The sequence below is a fragment of the Acidiplasma sp. genome (assembly GCF_038728925.1).
Lineage (GTDB): Archaea > Thermoplasmatota > Thermoplasmata > Thermoplasmatales > Thermoplasmataceae > Acidiplasma > Acidiplasma aeolicum.
Genome location: NZ_JAVYSZ010000006.1, coordinates 15757 through 35413, shown reverse-complemented (window position 1 = coordinate 35413; position 19657 = coordinate 15757). Strand labels below are relative to the sequence as shown.

The 19657-nt window shown below is 34.4% G+C and carries 18 protein-coding genes and 1 tRNA gene; 4 read left to right on the top strand and 15 right to left on the bottom strand.

Translation table 11 applies throughout. The features are described 5' to 3' along the window. Nucleotides 1-227: 227 nt before the first annotated feature. Genes QXW15_RS03655 through QXW15_RS03630 form a run of 6 tightly spaced genes read right to left on the bottom strand, consistent with a single transcriptional unit; the run spans nucleotide 228 to nucleotide 8247 of the window. Entirely contained in the window at nucleotides 228-1310 is a 1083-nt protein-coding gene (locus tag QXW15_RS03655) for a GTP-binding protein (RefSeq protein WP_048100853.1), read from the bottom strand. Then, nucleotides 1307-1858: a HemK2/MTQ2 family protein methyltransferase gene (locus QXW15_RS03650; protein WP_342789978.1), complete on the bottom strand. Its 552-nt coding sequence runs from the start codon at nucleotides 1856-1858 to the stop codon at nucleotides 1307-1309. The genes QXW15_RS03655 and QXW15_RS03650 overlap by 4 nt, the downstream gene beginning before the upstream one ends. Nucleotides 1859-1892: 34 nt before the next feature. Then, a complete protein-coding gene (locus tag QXW15_RS03645) occupies nucleotides 1893-4571 on the bottom strand; it encodes an AAA family ATPase (RefSeq protein ID WP_048100852.1) in 2679 nt (892 codons plus the stop codon). Further along, nucleotides 4561-5691, bottom strand: coding sequence for an exonuclease SbcCD subunit D (locus tag QXW15_RS03640; RefSeq protein ID WP_055032634.1), 1131 nt, complete (start codon nucleotides 5689-5691; stop codon nucleotides 4561-4563). Before QXW15_RS03640 ends, QXW15_RS03645 begins: the two co-directional genes overlap by 11 nt. Beyond that, a complete protein-coding gene (locus QXW15_RS03635; protein ID WP_342789976.1) occupies nucleotides 5691-7223 on the bottom strand; it encodes an ATP-binding protein in 1533 nt (510 codons plus the stop codon). The genes QXW15_RS03640 and QXW15_RS03635 overlap by 1 nt, the downstream gene beginning before the upstream one ends. After that, nucleotides 7204-8247, bottom strand: coding sequence for a DNA double-strand break repair nuclease NurA (locus QXW15_RS03630; protein WP_048100849.1), 1044 nt, complete (start codon nucleotides 8245-8247; stop codon nucleotides 7204-7206). Before QXW15_RS03630 ends, QXW15_RS03635 begins: the two co-directional genes overlap by 20 nt. 217 nt (nucleotides 8248-8464) lie before the next feature. On the opposite strand from QXW15_RS03630, the gene QXW15_RS03625 reads away from it, so the two are divergent. Continuing rightward, on the top strand, nucleotides 8465-9547 hold the full coding sequence (locus tag QXW15_RS03625; protein ID WP_048100848.1) for a site-2 protease family protein: 1083 nt from the start codon (nucleotides 8465-8467) through the stop codon (nucleotides 9545-9547). A 41-nt stretch (nucleotides 9548-9588) separates the two neighbouring features. Then, nucleotides 9589-9661, top strand: a tRNA-Val gene (locus QXW15_RS03620). Between the two features lie 222 nt (nucleotides 9662-9883). On the opposite strand, the gene QXW15_RS03615 is transcribed toward QXW15_RS03620, so the two are convergent. The 3 genes from QXW15_RS03615 to QXW15_RS03605 all read right to left on the bottom strand — a co-directional run bounded on the left by QXW15_RS03615 (nucleotide 9884) and on the right by QXW15_RS03605 (nucleotide 13153). Continuing rightward, nucleotides 9884-10231: a hypothetical protein gene (locus QXW15_RS03615; RefSeq protein WP_048100847.1), complete on the bottom strand. Its 348-nt coding sequence runs from the start codon at nucleotides 10229-10231 to the stop codon at nucleotides 9884-9886. A 192-nt stretch (nucleotides 10232-10423) separates the two neighbouring features. Further along, nucleotides 10424-11863 (bottom strand): MFS transporter, encoded by a 1440-nt coding sequence (locus QXW15_RS03610; protein WP_156150263.1) that lies wholly within the window; start codon nucleotides 11861-11863, stop codon nucleotides 10424-10426. A 171-nt stretch (nucleotides 11864-12034) separates the two neighbouring features. Beyond that, a complete protein-coding gene (locus QXW15_RS03605) occupies nucleotides 12035-13153 on the bottom strand; it encodes an MFS transporter (RefSeq protein ID WP_048101319.1) in 1119 nt (372 codons plus the stop codon). Nucleotides 13154-13348: 195 nt separating this feature from the next. On the opposite strand from QXW15_RS03605, the gene thsB reads away from it, so the two are divergent. Further along, a complete protein-coding gene (thsB, locus tag QXW15_RS03600; protein ID WP_048100845.1) occupies nucleotides 13349-14992 on the top strand; it encodes a thermosome subunit beta in 1644 nt (547 codons plus the stop codon). A 206-nt stretch (nucleotides 14993-15198) separates the two neighbouring features. Next, entirely contained in the window at nucleotides 15199-16155 is a 957-nt protein-coding gene (gene twy1 / locus QXW15_RS03595) for a 4-demethylwyosine synthase TYW1 (RefSeq protein WP_048100844.1), read from the top strand. Nucleotides 16156-16157: 2 nt separating this feature from the next. Here the strand turns inward: twy1 and QXW15_RS03590 are convergent, their stop codons facing one another. The 6 genes from QXW15_RS03590 to QXW15_RS03565 form a co-directional block, all read right to left on the bottom strand. Continuing rightward, nucleotides 16158-16346 (bottom strand): hypothetical protein, encoded by a 189-nt coding sequence (locus QXW15_RS03590; RefSeq protein WP_048100843.1) that lies wholly within the window; start codon nucleotides 16344-16346, stop codon nucleotides 16158-16160. A 9-nt stretch (nucleotides 16347-16355) separates the two neighbouring features. After that, on the bottom strand, nucleotides 16356-17513 hold the full coding sequence (locus tag QXW15_RS03585; RefSeq protein ID WP_048100842.1) for an ArsA family ATPase: 1158 nt from the start codon (nucleotides 17511-17513) through the stop codon (nucleotides 16356-16358). Continuing rightward, nucleotides 17513-18505, bottom strand: a complete 993-nt coding sequence (locus tag QXW15_RS03580; RefSeq protein ID WP_048100841.1) for a polyprenyl synthetase family protein — start codon at nucleotides 18503-18505, stop codon at nucleotides 17513-17515. Before QXW15_RS03580 ends, QXW15_RS03585 begins: the two co-directional genes overlap by 1 nt. Nucleotides 18506-18577: 72 nt before the next feature. After that, nucleotides 18578-18850: a DNA-binding protein Alba gene (gene albA, locus QXW15_RS03575; RefSeq protein ID WP_048100840.1), complete on the bottom strand. Its 273-nt coding sequence runs from the start codon at nucleotides 18848-18850 to the stop codon at nucleotides 18578-18580. Nucleotides 18851-18905: 55 nt separating this feature from the next. Then, nucleotides 18906-19295, bottom strand: a complete 390-nt coding sequence (locus QXW15_RS03570) for an Lrp/AsnC family transcriptional regulator (RefSeq protein ID WP_048100839.1) — start codon at nucleotides 19293-19295, stop codon at nucleotides 18906-18908. A 50-nt stretch (nucleotides 19296-19345) separates the two neighbouring features. After that, on the bottom strand, nucleotides 19346-19600 hold the full coding sequence (locus tag QXW15_RS03565; protein WP_048100838.1) for a hypothetical protein: 255 nt from the start codon (nucleotides 19598-19600) through the stop codon (nucleotides 19346-19348). Nucleotides 19601-19657: the final 57 nt, after the last annotated feature.

Below are 19657 nucleotides of genomic sequence, written 5' to 3'. Positions count from 1 at the left end.
AATAATTTTTGAACATTATATATCCGTTATTACTAACATATAAACTTTTTGTAAATGTAATTACTTTTAATATTGTTGACGCAAAAAAATAAAGGATTTTGATTTATAATAGATATTATGTGTTTATCACCTTTGCTTTGTCGCTAATACATATTAAATTGAATGTATTAGTTATAAAAATATTGTAATTTAATAAATTTTTTCATAAAACTAAAATCATATGACATCTAATATTTGCTTATTATTGTTATCACATCCTCATCATTAACCCTATAATCAAGGCCAACCTTTGCCTCTATTTTCCTTGATGGACCTGTGATAATTGCATATCTAAAATTTTCCAGCATTTCCCTGCTAATTTTACGGCATACGTCCCTTACAGTTGATCCTGAATTTAATATCATGGGACGCTCATAGTCAACGATTCCTGCCTTGTTCCTCATGTAAACCCTGACAAAATCAAGTGATTTGTATATTCTTTCCTTCAATTTTTCAATGTTATACATTGTTGCGGCCGAAACCTCAAGATAGTCTCCAAATTTTTCTATCTTATTCCTTAAGGTATTTTCATCGTGTGGCATATCCACCTTATTTACTACCATGATTGACTTAATATACACAATATTGCCCTTGAAAAAATCTATTAAATCATCAATGTCCACATTCTCCCTTATGTATATATCCCCATTTACGATCTTGAATTCCTTTGCTATGTCCCTTATGTCATCCACAGAAATGTCAACAAACTTTGGTTTATGTATTCTTAATCCCCCATAATTTGATTTTTTTAATGATATATCCTTTTTCCTTTTGTTTAATACTATTCCAGACTTGTACAGCTCATTTATTATCCTGTCAAGGCCCTTTGCCTCAATATCTGTTACAAGGACAATTAAATCCGCATTCCTGGCAGTGCTTATAATCTCACGGCCCCTGCCCGCTCCGAGTGCGGCATTGTCTATTATTCCCGGCAGATCCAGTATCTGTATCTGTGCGCCGTTATAGTTTAATGTTCCGGGAATTACATTTAATGTTGTGAATGCAAAGTTACCAACGGTGCTTTTTTTATTTGTCAGTGCATTTAATATTGAACTTTTTCCAACGTTTGGGTATCCAACAAGCGCAACTGTTGCATCACCACTTTTTGGAACTGAAAAACCGTATCCGGAGGATTTTTTATGTGATTCCTGTTCAAGTTCCAGTTTTGATATTCTCGCCTTTAATATGCCTATATGCTTTTCTGTGGCCTTATTTTTTTGTGTTTTTTTAATTTCGTCTTCTATTTCCTTAATTCTTTCCTCTATGGTCATGATATCACTGTAAGCTCATACAAGAATATTGATTCAAATTCAAAATCCATGGACGCAATTTTTTTAAAATTATACCTATTATTATAATTTTTAATTAACAGGTTTATGTCGGTTAAATCTGATAATACAATGTAAATGTTTCCATGCTTTTCAAGATATTTCCATGCATCATTGAGAAATCTTGAAATAACCTTAAAGCCATCAGAACCACCAGACCACTGTGGGCTTTCTCCCTCCACTGGCAAATATGGTGGGTTAAAAATTATTGTATTATATTTCCCATTTACATTTTCAAAAAGATCTGACTCAATAACATTGATTCTTACATTGTTTTTTTCTGCATTGTGCTTAATTAATTTTATGGCGTCTTCAGATATGTCCGTTGCGGTAACAATTTTACCAAGGGATGCAAAATAAATTGATATTATGCCTGACCCAGCGCCTATTTCCAGCATTCTGGCGCCGGGATTTGCATGATCCATTACCATGTATGAATCCTCTGCAGGTCTATAAACTGAATCTGAATAATCCATGTCAAGCATATCCATAATAATATTAAATTAATATTTATATTTATTAATTTTAACCCGAAATAACATGGGAGGTCCCATTTTCCTTGACAACCTCATATGAATTATCGGCAACAGAGGTTAGCTCACTGTGATGTGTGATAATTATCATCTGCGGTATGTTGGTTTCACCCTTAAGTGAGTACTGTATTATATCCTTTAAGTTGTTTCTTCTGTCCTCATCAAGAAAATTTGTGGGCTCGTCCATGATAACAGTGCTGATTCTATCAAGGACATACTCCGCCACAGAAAGCCTTAGTGCTATTGCAAGGGCGGTTTTTTCACCACCAGACAGTGATTCCAGTGTTTGTTCCATTGAATTCTGTGATACCTTTATATTAAAGTTTTCATCTATGCTTATATCGTCAAAATCCAGATTAAATGACATTAAATATTTTCTTGTTAAATTTGTAATTGATGCTGAGGCATCCTTTCTTATAAGGGCCTGGATTCCATTAACATCAAATGCCCCTCTTATTTTTTCAAGGTTAACAATTGCAGATCTTATTTTTTTAAGCCTTTCATAATCTCCTGAATATTTTTTTATTTCTAAATTATAATGATCTTTTTGCAAATTATTTGTATCCATTTTTGCAATTGCAAGATTTATTTTCCCTGAAAGTTCATCGTATTCAGCCCTTAACTCCGCATATTTATTTTCATCATTCTCAAGCAACCTTATTCGATCATTCTGATCTTTTAGATCTCTTATTATTTTGTTAAGGTCTTCCTCCATTGATTCCATATTCTGCTTATACATGTCTATTTTGGCCCTAATGGCCGATTCAAGTTTCTCATCGTCCATCAACTTTTTTAGTCTGGACTGAAGATCATATGTATTATTATAAACATTATAATCGGGAACAAAATTTAATTTACCCTCAATGTCTGATAGGTTTTTTATTATTTCATTAACCTCATTGTTATAATTATTAAATTCTTTATTTAGCTCATTTATGTCCATTGATTCCAAAAATCCCTTTAACCGGTTATATTCCTCCTCAGCCCTTTCACCGGCATTTATATCAGCCTCAAGGGCTTTTACCTCAGCCTCCAGCTGTTTATATGCATCGTACTGGGGTTTAAAAGCCTCCATTTCCCCTGTTAATTTATCCCTCTCTGAGGTCATAACAGAGATATCATGGAGCAATGCCGGTATTGCAGATGCATCGGCAGAGTTTAATGTATCATGCACTGTCTTTAGCCTTTTTAATTCATTATCTATCTCCTGGTTTCTTTCAACCAGTTTATTAAGCCTTTGAAAATTTTCACTTCTTTTTAAATTATATTCATTTAAAATATTTTTAATATGGTCATCTGTTAATTTTGACCCGCATAGGGGGCATACGCTTTTTCCCTGCAGGGTATTTATGTTTTGCTGCAATTCAATATTATCCCTATTTAATGATGCAACATCCTTTTTAATGGATATTTTCTCACGTTCAAGGTCTTCCATGTGGTTTCCTATTCTTAATTTTTCCTCCTCAATATTATCTGTATTTATGTTTCCCAGCCTGGCCTTTAGACTGTTAAGCTGAATTACCATGGATTTTTGCTGGTTCTTTATCTGTTCAATACGGTAAAGCATGTGCTCATATTCCCTAAAATTTACCTCATTTTGGGCCATCAGGGATTTTTTCTCATCCAGAAGTTTTTTGTTTCTTTCATATATTTTATGGCGCTGCTCAACAGCCTTTAAATTCTCCATATTTTTATTATATGTTTCAATTTTTGATGATATGTCAGATATGCTCTTTTGAAGTTTCTCCAAATCCCTTTTTTTAATAAAATATTCGTCCATAATTTTCCTCATGGAATAATATGGATTTTCCTCTATTTTTTTAATTTCCATGCTTAAATTGGCAGATTCAGATAGTTGATTGTTGAGTTTATTTATATCATTTTTAATTCTTTCAATGCTATTTTCAATGTCTGCCCTTCTTTTTTCATAAAACTTTATATTTTCCCTTAAACCATTTAACTCTTTTATATTTTTATCAAGACCATTGAGTTCTTCCTTTAAAGCCAGTTCGGTATTTTTCATTTCTTCAAGTTCCCTTGCTATATTCTGATTTTCATTTTCAAGATTTTTTATATTTTCTTTATATGTATCAATTTTTAATTCTGATGATAAATATTGTTCAGATTCTGATCTTAACATACCAATAATTTTTCCTATCTTATCGGCATTTTTTGACAATAATGTTAGGCCAATTATATCACTAAATACCTGCTTTCTCTCCTTTGGGGTTCCGGAGATCAGTGAATCCATCTGGCCCTGTTCAACAAAAACAGAATTTTTAAAAACATCCTTTGACACATTTAATATTTTTGAAATTTCAGATGTTACACCCTCATATGTTTCAGCTATTAACAATCCATTTTTTTTGGCATATGAAAGCCTTTCCAAATTTTTTGAACCCTTTATGCCAAGTGACCTAAAAATTTCATATTCATCATTGTTGATTCTAAATGTTATGGTTACCTCTGCGTTTTTTTTACCCTTTTTAATCATCTCTATGTTTTTTTCATTGTTTCTGGAGTCTGAAAAAAGTGCAAATTTCATGGCATCGAGTATGCTTGTCTTCCCCGCGCCGTTTTTGCCCGTAATAATATTTATCCCGGGGTCAAAGTTAATTTCACTATCCTCGTGAGATAAAAAATTTTTTAAATGAATTGATTCAATTATCATTGCCTATCCCCATTATATCCTTTATAAGTTTATATGCAGAATCCACATCCTCATTTTTGATCGTTTCAAATATTTTATCAGCAAGTTCAGCGGTATTTTTATCATTAAAATATGCATTAAAATAATCAAGAAGTTTGCTCATGTTTGGTTTTTCAACTATTTTTTTAATTTCCTTCTCAAAAAGTGGACCACGAACTATTATATCATTAATAGCCTTTATCTGTTTCCTGACAAGGTCTCTATCGCCTGAACCATGTATTGTGAGTGTTATCAGCGGCTTTTTGTCATTATCCCTTTTTTGATTAACTATGGATTTTAGATCATTTTGAAAATTAATGAAATCTGAATCTATTATATTCTGATATCTTGTTGATTTAAGCTTAATTTGCTGGACGCTTACATTTCCAGATGTAATTTCAACAAGATTTACCGACTTTTTATATTTTAGATAATGTTTTATTTCACTTGTGCTGTTTAAATCTGTGGAACCTGCATATGAGAAAACAGGATATCTATCATCGATTAAATTTGAATCGTGTATATGCCCAAATGCAAGGTATTTATAATTCTGGGGAAGCTGTGATGAATCCACCTCGCAGGCCTCTGATATGAAATATGGATAAACGCCCTGGTGGGACATTAATATTGAATTTTTATATTCTCCTGCAGCAACATTACCTTTTTTATACTCCTCCTCAATAAGATTTTTTCTTAATCCCTTCATATTGGAAAGGCCGGATATTAAGATGTCCTCGCCTGAATAGTTTACCTTTATATTTTCTATTGAATTTATACCAAGTAATTTAACGCCAAGAAAGTCAAAAATCCTTGAGGCAATCTCATCGGTCCTTTTCGGGCGGTCGTGGTCTCCCATTATAAGGTACATAATCTTACCATTGTTATATAATTTCAGTGCTGCCTTTTTAAATTCATTAAGTGCCCTGTTTGATGGCGACCATGTGTCAAAAAGATCACCGGTATGGACAAAAAAATCCACATGCTCATTTAGCCCTATATCTATTGCCTCATTAAATGATTCATAAAAATCATTCTCGCGTTCATCCATCATATATTCCTTATAACCTAGATGCGTATCAGATAAATGCAAAAATGTGGCCATTAAAAATCACCAAGGAGATTTTTATTTTTCTTTTTTATCTCATCAGGATTATTCATTTTTCTGACCTCATCGCGTGCCTCCTTTAGCAATGATATAATGTCTATGTCGGATCCTCCCGGCTTTGTTTCCCTATCCCTGACCTTTATAATTACAGGCATTTTAACTATTTCACCGACAATAATGGCCTCACCTGTATCTAGTGAGGGCAGATCCTCCATTAATGATTCTGTTATATTTTCACTGCTTTGAAGTATTGCGTTCTGGTCTATTGGATTTGTAACCCTCAATATAATCTGCGAATTACACTGGCTTAAAACATCAGCGTCTATTTTTCCAGGCCTCTGGGTTATTACTGTTAAAAATATTCCAAATTTTCTACCCTCTGCGGCTATTTTTTTGATCATCCCTGCTATGTTGCTATTTACCCTTGGCGGCACAAAGTTATGGGCCTCCTCAACAAAGATAAAAACAGGATATTTAAATTCAGATGATATTTTGGAATCATAAATTTCACTTAAAATCCTGAATGAAAAATAATTTGCAAGGTACTGATCCATGCCCGAGAGATCGAGCACGGACATCTTTCCGGGGCCCAGATAATCCTTTATGCCTGTTGTGTAATCCGAAAATATTTCCCTTATTTTCTCGAGAAAAACCAGCCTCCCCTTAATTTTTCTGTAATCATCCTGTGGGAGCTTCTCGGCCGTATTCATAAAATCGTTTAAATCCTTTTTGCCCTTCATTGCCTTTAGAATATCATCGATTAATGGTGACATCTGTGTGTAATTATCCTTAATTCCCATAATACCCTTAATATCATCGGCTGTAAGGTCCTGAAACCTGATTGTAAATTCCTTTATAATTCCGATATCATCCCTTGAATATCTACCGGTGCTCAGCGGCGTTCGAAATACATCAATATTATCAGAGTAAATTTTTCCATCCCTGTCTTTTTTCATGAAAACATAATCGGCATGTGGGTCCAGAACTATTATTGATGCCCCCTTCTTTAAGAGTTCCTCCATAATAACAGATGCGGTATGGCTCTTGCCCGCACCGGTCTGTGCCAGAATTGCGAGATGACGCCTCATTCCCTTTATATTTATTGATACGGGCACACCAGTATCTGGCAGGTTGCCAATGTATAAAGACTCTTCATCTGGAAATGAGAATAACTTTTTTAAAATGCCTGATGATAGTTTATATACCTTTAATCCCGGGGTTATTATTTCCCTAGATTGAACAAGATTGTCATTTTCAAGCCGGCCAAGAACATTGACATAACTCATGTTTGTTGAATCGTTTATTTTATTTTCAGTATACCTCTTTATGCTTTCGTAATCAATTGATTCGTCCATTAAATCGCTTTTCGAAACAATATCCTCTATTCTTCCTATAACGATGCTTCCGTTTATGTTAAGACCAACGTACTCCCACTTTTTAATATCTGCATTTTCAGATATGACAAACTGGAAGTGTCCTGATGAATTTTTACCGGCTGTAAAGCCTATTTCATACTCTAAGTCTTGCACGCCTTTCACCCCTGCTTTCATAAAATGTTATGCCTGTAATTTTTTCAAATGTTTTCATATAAAGATTTTCCATTTCATCACTTCTAAATTTTACCCTCTTATCAACATCATAAAGCCATATATTATATACCTTATATGAGGTATAACCATAAAATATTAGTTCAAGAATTTTTTGATCAAGATTATACGGGCTGGCATTTTTTGTTTCCATCATTAATTCCTGTGATACGATCTGAACCTTCATTGGCAGGTCATCTGCCCTTGGAAGAACATCAAATGAAATATAATTAACATCTGTTCCAGAAAAATTTTGCCTGTATATCAATGGTGTGGTATAGCCGGTTCTATGCGCCAGGGATTTTATAATTAAATGGTCATTTGTATATTCCTTTTTAGCCTTTTTCACAATTTCATCCGGGTACATGCCTGGCTTAAGGTTCTCAAGCAGGAATTCCTTAAATGATTGTGAATAATTGCTTTTGGATATAAATATTAACCTAACATTGTTTTTAAAGGCCATTTGCAGCATTTTTTTAAGATTTTTAAAATAAATATCCATAAAATTATCATAATTTTCTATATCAAGTCCCTCATTTAAATGCGATATGCGCCCCTTAAATGAGCCGTCAATAAATATATATTCAGGTTTTTCAGTTTCAAGCAACTTTATTATGGATAAATGTTCCGAGTTTTCCATCAAAAGTATTGTAAAATTTCTTAACTTTAATGGATCAACGTAAACAGTGTCCATAAAAAAATCCTTGGTAAATTTTTCACCGTATATTGTGTATGCCCTTATTATAATTATGCTCTTTCCGTTGTATAGTGTCCTTACAAACTCTGAGCTGTCAGTTGCAGCCACATCAGCATTAATATTTCCCTTAAAATTAAAGTCAATAAAATTTTTATCAAAAACCTCCTGGTAAAGTCTGTAAAATTCTGAATTCTTTTCAAGGTCCAGTGATTTTATAATATTGTTTTTATTTTTATTTAAGAATTCCAGGAAATCTGAATATGTATCCATTGGATTACATTAAACGCAAATTTAACATAAACTTTTGCATACTTTTATTATTCCTGTGGATATTATTCAGCCTTTTATCCATAATCATATTTATTAAGAATTAATAATTTTAAAAATCAGGTGAAAAATTATATAAAATCATTTTTTAAAAAAATTCATATAATGATTAAAAATAATCTATTGTATTGAATTTGTAATATTTGATTGCTGGTGAATTATGTTTCCGACTATGAAGGTTCAAAATGAAAGGTTGCAGGGCGTTGTTGCAACTGTTAAAGAGCACATAAACTATTATGAGGCTGTGGTAAATCCTGTCAGTATAAAATTTTATTTCTTTGACAGCGACAATCCTGATTTTGACCGGCAATTTGATGAATTAAGAAAAAAAATAGTTCCTGAGGGTTTTATACCGTTTGTTGTTAAGGATGCGGAGCATTATGTTGAAGTTTCCATAAGACCGGATGAAAAATATAAAAGCAATAATGTAAATGTAATACTGCTCATATTAACACTGGCCTCAACCATTTATGTTGGTTCTATATATGCCAGAAGCTTTGTAAGGCCCGGGACATATGCTGAACTATACAGTCTATGGTATGGATTTATCTTTTTTTCACTTCCATTAATGCTGATACTGGGCATACACGAAACAGCACATTATGTTGTGGCACGCAGATATAAGGTTAACGCATCATTACCGTTTTTTATTCCATTTCCATATGAGATAGGAACTTTTGGTGCATTTGTATCATTAAGGGACCCGATGCCAAACCGAAAGGCCATGGCAGAGATAGGAGCTGCCGGTCCAATAGCAGGGTTTCTTGTTGCGTTACCCCTGCTCTTCCTTGCACAGTATCTTGAGAAAATATACAGGCCAGTTGGCCATTACATACCGTTCATATTAAATTATCCGTTAATATACAGGCTTTTCGGCATTGTTGAACCCATAAATAAACCTTTATTCCCAATGGTTTTTGCAGTTTGGGTTGGCATGTTTGCGACAGCCCTAAATCTTATACCGACAGGCCAGCTTGATGGTGGCCATATAGCAAGAGGGATTCTTGGTAAAAAAGCGTATATTGTTAGCTACCTTTTTCTTGGATTTTTATTTTATCTGACCATAGCCTATGACTATCTTGGCTGGCTTTTCCTTGCATTATTTGTAATCTTTATGGGCCTTGTGCATCCACCTGCATTAAATGATTATGAAAAAATCAGGCCTCTGGATATTGCAATAGGTATATTTTCACTTGTAATGTTTATACTCACATTTACAGCACTGCCAATAAAACCACCATAATAGTATAATTTTTAAATAATGGAAAGGTATAATGGTTTTATGGGCTTGTAGTCCAGTGGCTATGACGTCTCCCTCACACGGAGAAGATCGCCGGTTCGAATCCGGCCAGGCCCATGCTTTTATACTGATACATCTAATAAAGATGTCTCAGATGAATAATTCACATATGTTTTTTCTGAAGAAGTTTCATTTATAGGGAATAGTAATGAAAAATCAGTAATTAGTGAGGAATTTGAATTGTGAATAAAATTATTATCTAAAACTGCCATTCCAGATACTAAAAATAAGGCAACAAGGAAGACTGTTAAAAATTTTTTAATTTTAAATTGTTAAACATTAATTATCCCCTATATTTTTTATTTTTTTATCTTCCTTCCATCCGAGATAGTACATTGCAATGCCAAATACAATCATTACGCCAAAAAATAGAAGCCCGAGCATTCCATTGAAATTGTTGAGGCTCAAGTTATGCTGGTACATTGATATCTGGCTGGCAGAAGTGGCTTGCTTAAGTGCGGAAGAATAAGAAACATAGCCGGAATAATAAGCCATTGCTGTGACCAAAAATCCTGCAAGGCCAAGAAAAGCCATTGCAAAGCCTGCAGATTTAAAGCCACCAGCGTAACCTGCTATGCCGATAAGTATAACGAATATGCCTATCATTGCAAAGATAAATGCATCCATTTTATCTCAACCCTGTATTTATGATATTATCTTGGTTGTATTTAAATCTTTCATCAATTAGATGCTTATAATATTTTTTCAACGCGATAGAACTATCTGATAAATTACTATCATTTTCAAGGGCTATGCCCTCCTACTGGATTGCAAGTGCCTCCAACATGCTTTAATCTATTTTAGGATTTTTTTCAAGAATTAATTCGTATTTTTGACCTTTTTAATAAACGCTGTAAAAATGAATCCAAATATCACAAAAACAACACCTATTAAATATATATAGTTATATGCTGTTGCATCAGGGAATCCATGTTTTATGGCAACCAAAATACCGTTCACATCTACTTCGCCAACAACCACGGGTACTGTATACATTGTTTCAAGAACGCCGCCAACGGCAGGTGCTATTGACATACCTATATCCCTGAATACTGTATTTATTCCTGTGGCCTCACCGGCATGCTCCCTTGGGGTTGATATTAATAATACATTAATTATGCCAACAAGCATCATGGATATGCCTGCACCCACGAACATTGTGTCCAGCAGAATTTCAAGCAGTGATGATCTGTAAAGGTATAAAAGTATAAAACCTATTAAATCAACGGTCAAACCTATGAATATGGCAAGTTTTGGTCCTTTTCTGCGTATTACCCTGGCCGCAACAGGTGCAAAGAGCATATTCATTACAGTTGCAGGAAACATGATCAAACCAGAATCTATAATAGATTTGCCAAATCCTGCTGGTGCTGGGTCCTGAAGAAGTGTTGGAACAGTGAAGAAAAGAAAATACATTGCTGCCATGGCAAACAATCCAATGATATTTGCCATTAGAACGTTCCTGACCTTTAAGAGCTTCATATTTATAAAAGCATATTTATAATTTGATTCAAAGTATACAAAGACGAAGAACATTATAAATGAAAAGACAAATAGGGAAATAATTAGGGTGGATGTCCACCCATATGTTTGCCCCTCTGATAGTGCAAATATGAATGTTATTAATGGTATGGCAAGCAGGGAAACACCTATGTAATCAATCCTCTCCCTGTGTGGCTTTGAATAATCCTTTAAATAAATATATGTTAATATTAAAAGTACTGCAGTAACAGGAATGGCTGTATGGAAATCATACTGCCAGCCCAGGTCTTCAGTTATATATGCACCAAGAACCAAACCTATTCCTGAACCTATTGCAAAGGTTGCACTCATTATCCCCTGTGCAAGTGCGAGTTCTTTTTTTGGAACGACGTCATTGATTATTGCAAAGGCTATTGGTATCATACCAAAACCCAGACCCTGAACAGCCCTTACTGCAATTAATTCATCCAGTGTTCTGGAAAATCCACCAAAAGACACTGCTATGAGATAGACAATGCCGAGTGCAAGAAAAACCCGTTTTTTGCCTATCATATCTGCCACCCTGCCAAAAATTGCGGCAGATACCGTACCTGAAATAATATATGCAATTAGTATCCATGAAACATTATTATATGTTGAGTGAAAGAATTTTATGAATATTGGTATGGCCGGGACTATCATCGTCTCTACGTATATTATTAATAATCCGGAAAATGCCATTAATGCTATTGTTATATTTATATCTCTTTTTGATGGAGTCTTAATGTTATAGGTCATTGTACCCATATTAAAACTTTATTAATAAATATTTCTTATACAGAACATTAACAAAAATACAAATAAATTTTCAAATATATTAAAATAAAATTAAATAATATGAATTTAAAATAACAAAAATTAAAAAAATTTGCAATATTTTATATTATATCAAAATACATTGCTGAAATATTATTCGTTTATTCCCGGTACTTTTCTATACTCATATAATATTAAAATAAAGAGTATAATGACTGGTACAGAAAATAAAAGAAATGTATATCTCAACCCAATTGAATATACCATTAAACCAGATATGGAGGGCACTGCTACTGCAAGAAACATCATTATGGCATAAAAATATGTATTTGCAACAGAAATTTCATTCTCATTAAATGACCTTGATAATGCGGTTAATGATGTTGGAAATGTTAAACCATGCGGTATTCCAAGCATGCAAATAATTATAAAATAGGTGATTAAATTTCTGGATAGGTACACCATTATTAATCCTGTAATTGTCAACAGTATTGAGAATGTTGTGGTTATATACAGCCTTCTTACTGGCCTGTATGATAGATAAAACCTTGATAAGAATGATAGGCCAAAAAATCCGGCCAATAATATCTCAACAAATGAATATGGTGCATTAAACTCTGTTCTGGCAAAGATGCCGCCAAATGTTAAAATTAACGCAAATGGCGTATCATAAGAAATATTATTAAAAACAGATAATTTAAAACCATTATTCTTAAAAATATTTAGTGTCCTTTTTGTTTTTCTGTTATTTTCATCTGGAAATCTTATTTTAAATGATAGGATTACTGCAATTATATCAAAAGGTATAAAAAATAAGAATAGCTGATACAGGTTAAAGTATAATAATATATATGATTCAATTATTGGCCCTATAACCAGGCTTGCACTAAGTGATAATGTATATAATGTTAATGCCCTTTCCCTTGTTTTTTTATCTTTTATTGTACCCGCGGAGCTTATTATATTGGGCATGATGGAGCCAAAAAAGAAGCCTGAAAATATAACGAGTAGCCAGATATTATAAGGGTTGGAGAAATAGAATAATGGCTCAAAAACTGAATAAATAAAAACTGAGGAAATAAATAATTTCCTTCTCTTCTTAGAATCCAGCCTTGAATTTATTAATGCACTCATTATGCCTGTGCTCCCCATGGCTGAAGCGGAAAGGATGCCGATTAAAACGCTATTAAAATTAAGATAATATTTTGATATTAATGGTATTGTTGTAAGTATCAAATTATTGCTTGCGCGCACTGAAAATGTTAGCGACATTAATAATATTATATATACAATTATAGGGGTATTTTTATTATTAAAAAATCTATGCACCTGTTCAGTATTGATAAAAAATAAATAAAACTTTTTCATCTTTTTATTTTAATGTTTATTATATAGATATAAGATGTGGGATTAATTTACTATATAGAAATGGTTATATAGAAGTTTATTTTTACTTATTTGATAATTATGATCGGTGGTCAGCCAATATTTGTATTAAGAGAAGGTACAAAAAGAGAGAGTGGCAAGGATGCCATGCAGGAAAATATAGATGCTGCAAAGGCTATAGCAACATCAATAAGATCAACATTGGGCCCAAGGGGTATGGATAAAATGCTTGTGGATTCCCTTGGTGATATAGTAATAACCAATGATGGTGTAACAATATTAAAGGAAATGGATGTTGAACATCCTGCAGCCAAGATGATGGTTGAGGTTTCAAAAACACAGGACAGCTATGTTGGTGATGGGACAACAACTGCTGTTGTACTGGCCGGTGCCCTTCTTGATCAGGCACAGTCGCTGATTAACCAGAATGTCCATCCAACAGTTATTACAAACGGATTCAAAATGGCTGCAGAGCAGGCTTCTAAAATTTTAGATCAGATTTCAAAACCTGTAAAAATATCTGACAGGGATCTGCTGGTTCAGATGGCAAAAACATCACTTAACAGCAAGAGCGCATCAGTTGAGGAGGATCTCCTTGGCGGCATATCCTATGATGCAATTAAAAGCATAGCTGAGGAGAGAGATGGCAAGTATTATGTTGACTTTGATAACCTCCAGATAGTTAAAAAGCAGGGTGGGGAAATACAGGAAACACAGTTAATAGATGGTATAATTCTTGATAAGGAGAAGGTCCATCCGAATATGCCAAAACTCGTTAAGGATGCAAAGATTGCCCTCCTTGATGTGGCATTAGAAATTAAAAAGCCAGAGTTTGATACAAACCTTCAGATAAGTGATCCAAGAATGATCCAGAAATTCCTTTCACAGGAGGAGGACCTTCTCAAGGATATGGTAGAAAAAATAAAGGCAACAGGTGCCAATGTTGTAATAACCCAGAAGGGAATAGATGACATGGCACAGCACTACCTTGCAAAGGACGGCATATATGCAGTGAGAAGGGTTAAGAAGAGTGATGTTGATAAGCTTGCCAAGGCAACAGGTGCAACAATAATATCATCACTTGAAGAAATAACAGAAAATGATCTGGGACATGCAGACAGTGTGGAGGAAAGAAAGGTCGGCGATGACTACATGACATTTGTGACAGGCTGCAAGAACCCAAAGGCCATAAGCCTATTAATAAGGGCCGGAACAGAGCATGTTGCAGATGAGATAGAGAGATCACTTACAGACTCACTGCACGTGGTCGCCGCAGCCGTTGAGGATGGTGCATATGTCACCGGAGGCGGATCAGCAGCAGAGGAAATGGCATTCAATCTTAGATCATATGCATCCAAGGTTGGTGGCAGGCAGCAACTGGCAATAGAAAAATTCGCTGATGCACTTGAGGACATACCCCGGGCACTGGCAGAAAATGCAGGATTGGACCCAATAGACATACTAATACAGATAAGAAGTGCACATGCCAATGGAAAGAAAACCTATGGATTAAATGTCTTCAAGGGAACAGTTGAAGACATGGAAAAACTTGGTGTAATAGAGCCCATAAGGGTTGGCAAACAGGCAGTTGCAGCTGCTACGGAGGCTGCAGTAATGATACTTAGAATAGATGATGTTATAGCCACCAAATCCTCAAAGAACAACCCATCACCAGGTGGACCACAGGGTGGCATGGGCGGCGGAATGCCAGGTGGAGAATACTAAAATATATGAATTATTTTTTTTATAAATATTTTAACTTCATACACAATTTAAATGCTTTTTGATTGGTTTTTATAAATAATCAATTGCTGGGAATTAAAAAAAACTTTGTGAATTCTAAAAATTATGAATTTAATATGTAACATCATTAATATCGGCTGAATAACATTTTAAAAGGGTTTATATATAGTTTTTAAATTTATATCTTAATGATAAATACATATAAACCAATATATAAAAAACAGCATTATGGCCTTGTCGGAAATCATTCAGCCGTAAAGGTATGTCACTGGACCAAGAGCCAGTTAACAGGCCATGCTGCATGTTATAAAAATACATTTTATGGAATTAATTCACATCAGTGTATACAGATGACACCCGCATTAAATGCATGCTCAGAGAACTGTGATTTCTGCTGGAGATTTCAGGGATTTGACAGCATGCATATTTCTCAGGAGGATGATCCAGAATTTATTCTTGAGGAAAGCATAAAGGCACATTTGAAATTAATATCGGGATTTAAGGGGAATCCCAAGGTAAAGAAAGAGCTTTTTGAGGAGGCACAGCATCCGAAACATATGGCAATCTCCCTCACTGGAGAACCCACACTTTACACAAGGCTTGGAGAATTAATAGAGGCCGCAACAAAACGTGGTATATCAACATTTCTGGTAACAAATGGAACCCTGCCAATGGTACTCGAAAAACTTGACCCGTTACCAACTCAACTATATGTAACGGTTGCAGGTCCCACAAAAAAGATATTTAATGATGTTCTTCATCCAGCAATAGGAAACGCGTGGGAAAACTTTAACAGAACACTGGAGATCCTGCCATCACTGGATACAAGGAAGGTAATAAGGCATACACTCGTTAAGGATGTAAATATGCCGTACTATGATGAGTATGAAAAACTGGATAGAATAGCCTCACCAGATTTCATAGAATCAAAGGGTTATGTACATGTTGGCCAGTCCATGGACAGACTGGCATATGAAAACATGCCAAGCCATGAAATGGTGCTTGAATTCTCAAATGAACTTGCCAGAAGGCTGGGTTACACACCATATGCAGATAGATACGAAAGCAGGGTTGCCATGATAGCAAAGGACCCATCAAAGGCCAAAATTGACTTTGAGGCAGAATTAAAGAAACATATGAAATAATTTTATTTTATTGATATTTTTTTGAGCTCCTTTTTAGGCTCATTTGCTGTGGATTGATTTTTAAATATAATTCTCTGGCCGAATCTTATAAGTTCAAACACGCCTCTTGTATATTTTTCAGCCTCAGATATTACATCCCCAACTATTTTGGGCACCTCAATATTTATCTGTATTACTGTTTTTTTATCCATAAATAGTAATTACTTTAGTGTTATATATAGATAACCATTTTTCAGTTCAGCGGCTGCAGGTTCCATGTTTGCCATTGTCTGTGGGAGATACATTATCCTCTTCCAGTTGCCCACCTCAACAACAAGCTCGCCACCTTTGTTAAATAAATCAAGATTTTCCTTTGTTGCATATGGCAGTTTAATTTTAACTATAACATCATTTCCATGCTTTGTAAATTCTATTGGTTTTCCTTTATAAAAAATATCATAAGGGTCATTTTCACCGTATATGGTCTCACCAAATTTTATTAATTTATCCCTGCCAAGTGGTTCATCGTTTTGAAGGTATCCCTTTAATATCTTAACATCAGGGAAGGCATCCGGGAGCTCATCAACAATTTTATGCTGCGATTCCCTCCATTCCCTGAAAAAATCGCCTGTATCATCAGTATATATTTTGTTTGCAATAACGGCATCAACTGGATATCCATAAAGCAAAAGATATGTAAATGCCCTTTTTGTTTCATTATATGACATTTGATCGGCATTTGTAACAAGCCTTATGGATGTTATTTCAGGATTCTGCAATATATCATGAATATGGCCAAGCTGATCATAAAGTGCCTCTGCGCTTTCAAAGACCTTGTCGTTTGGCATTGGAAGATTTGAGAATGGTTTCATGAACGGCCTTGCAATCTTTGCGGCGGTTCTGCTTATTGGAAATACCTTTTCCATGTACCATCTCATAACCTCCGGGAATGATAAAAGCCTTAATGCCTCACCTGTCGGTGCGCTATCGACAACAATTACATCAAAGTCATTATTGTTTATATAATCGTTAATGTAAAGCAGGTATGCTGCCTCCTCAAATCCAGGAAGTATTGCTATTTCCTCGGCAGAAATTGGATCAAGACCCTGGTACTGGAATAATGCTGTTAGATATTCACGTAGATCGTTCCAGTGACTTTTTATTGCATCGTTAATATTTATCTCCTGTGCATAGAAATTATCATAAATTTTTGTTGCCTCTGATCCTATTTTTGCCTCAAGAGAATCGCTAAGGCTGTGGGCAGGATCTGTTGACATTACCACAGTTTTATACTTTTTCGAAAGCATTAATCCAGTTGACGCTGCCACACTTGTCTTACCAACTCCACCCTTTCCTGTATATAATAAAACTCTAGACATTATACAACACCTGATTCATTTATTCTATCTATTACTATCAATGCAAGGTCCATAAGAAGATCAACATCTCCTGACCTCTTTATTTTATTTAAATTGCTAACGGATTTTGTTATATAATCCTTGGCAATATTAAAAGAATATTCAAGGGACCCCAATTCATATAAAATGTTTTTAAATACATTTTTAAAGTCCTTATCACGGTATTCTCCTGTAAGTATATCCTTTATTATTTTTCTCTTTTCCTGACTGGCATTTCTTAATGCGTGAATTATCGGAAGGGTGATAACATCATGGTTTAAATCAACCATTGTGGGTTTTCCCATATCCTTTTCGTTTCCCACTATGTCCAGTATATCATCTGTAATCTGGAATGCCATGCCCATATTAAATGAAAATTCCTTTAAATTTTCTGATATATTTTTATCCGCACCGGCAGCCAGTGTGGCACCTTCAGCACAGGCTGCAAAAAAATCTGCAGTTTTATTTTTTATTATTAATTCATATGTATTTATATCCATGTTTAGGTTTCCAATATTCATGGCCTCCAGGATCTGACCCTCGGCAAGCCTTGATGATGCATCGGCCATTATTTTTGATACGTCCTTTCCATATCTTGATCCGAGTTCATATGCCTTTGCAAATAGATAATCGCCAACAACAATGGCATTATTTATGCCTTCCTTATAGCTCAATGTTTTTCTACCCCTTCTGTATGGGGAATTATCTATAATGTCATCGTGTATTAAACTGGCAGTATGGATTAATTCATATCCTGCTGCAAGGTCAAGTATATTTTCATACGGTTTATCTGTTGAAATTTCATAGGACAGAATAGTTAAAAGTGGCCTGAATCGTTTTCCACCGGCGTCAATGGTATATTTTGCCATTGTGTACAGATAATCCTGATCTGTTTCTATGGTTTTCAATAACCTGTTATTTATCTCATTAATTTTTTTGGACAAACCAGACTGCCATTCATAAAAAGTTTTCATTTAAACACCGCAATTTTACAAATGTATTAAAAATAACAATTTAAGTTTTTGTGATTTATAAAAATAATTAATTTATCTGGATAAAACAATTTCAATTGATGAAACGTTTGATGGGCCCCTCTCACCCTCAAGTGTCTCGGTATCTAATGTTATCCTTTCGTATTTTATGTCCTGTACAAATTTATGCCTTGTTATCTCTGCTATATCGACTGCCTTGCTGATTGATTTTCCCCTTGCCTTAATAACAATGCGTTTTACATCATTGTTGTTAAATTGTGTCACTATAGCAAGGACATAGTTCATTGTTGGCTTTTTTCCCACAAAGATTGTATTTTCTTCTGCCATGTAAAATCCCCTTTATCCCTTATTTATTAACGCTATTTAATAATATCGCTGATTTCTATTTTAGCCGGATCATGGTATCTGTGCTTATAACACCGTCAATTGATCTTATGTTATCCACCTCTGAATTTATCTCATCAAGGGTATTTTTGGATAATTTTATTGACACGTCAATGCTTCCTGAAAGCTCATATATTTCATGGTAAATATTTTTCAACTTTTCTAATACATATGGTGCCTTTTTTGGGTCAACCCTCACAAGAATCATGGCCTCAACCGACGATGGGGTTTCTATTGTAAATTTTTTTATAATTCCTGATTTATAAAGATTTGCTATACGCTTCCGTATTGTACCTTCAGAAACCTTTAACTCCCTTGCAATTTCCATATTGCTCATTCTAGAATTTTCCCTTAATAACTTTAAAATTTCATAATCTTTTTCATCCATAAACCATTATTGTTTGGTTTAATTTAAATATATGTAAACGAATAAAAAACTTAACTGTATAATCCAGAACTGTTATGCCTATCATTGGTTGTCTTAATAAGCTCCTTTGGAACCTTAAGCATTCTCATTATATTTGTTGCCTGAATTATGTATACAGGGATGCCTGTATTTGGGTCATTTCCGTTTCTTTCTATTGCCATTATCTCCATTTTTATCTGCATAACTGTTCCGTCCTCCAGAGTAACCTTAACCCATTTTGGCTCCTCATCCAGTGTAAATCCTATAACCTCTCTATCATCCACCATATATATGGAAATCAAAATTAATATAAAATACATGGCATTACCTGATAAAACTTATTA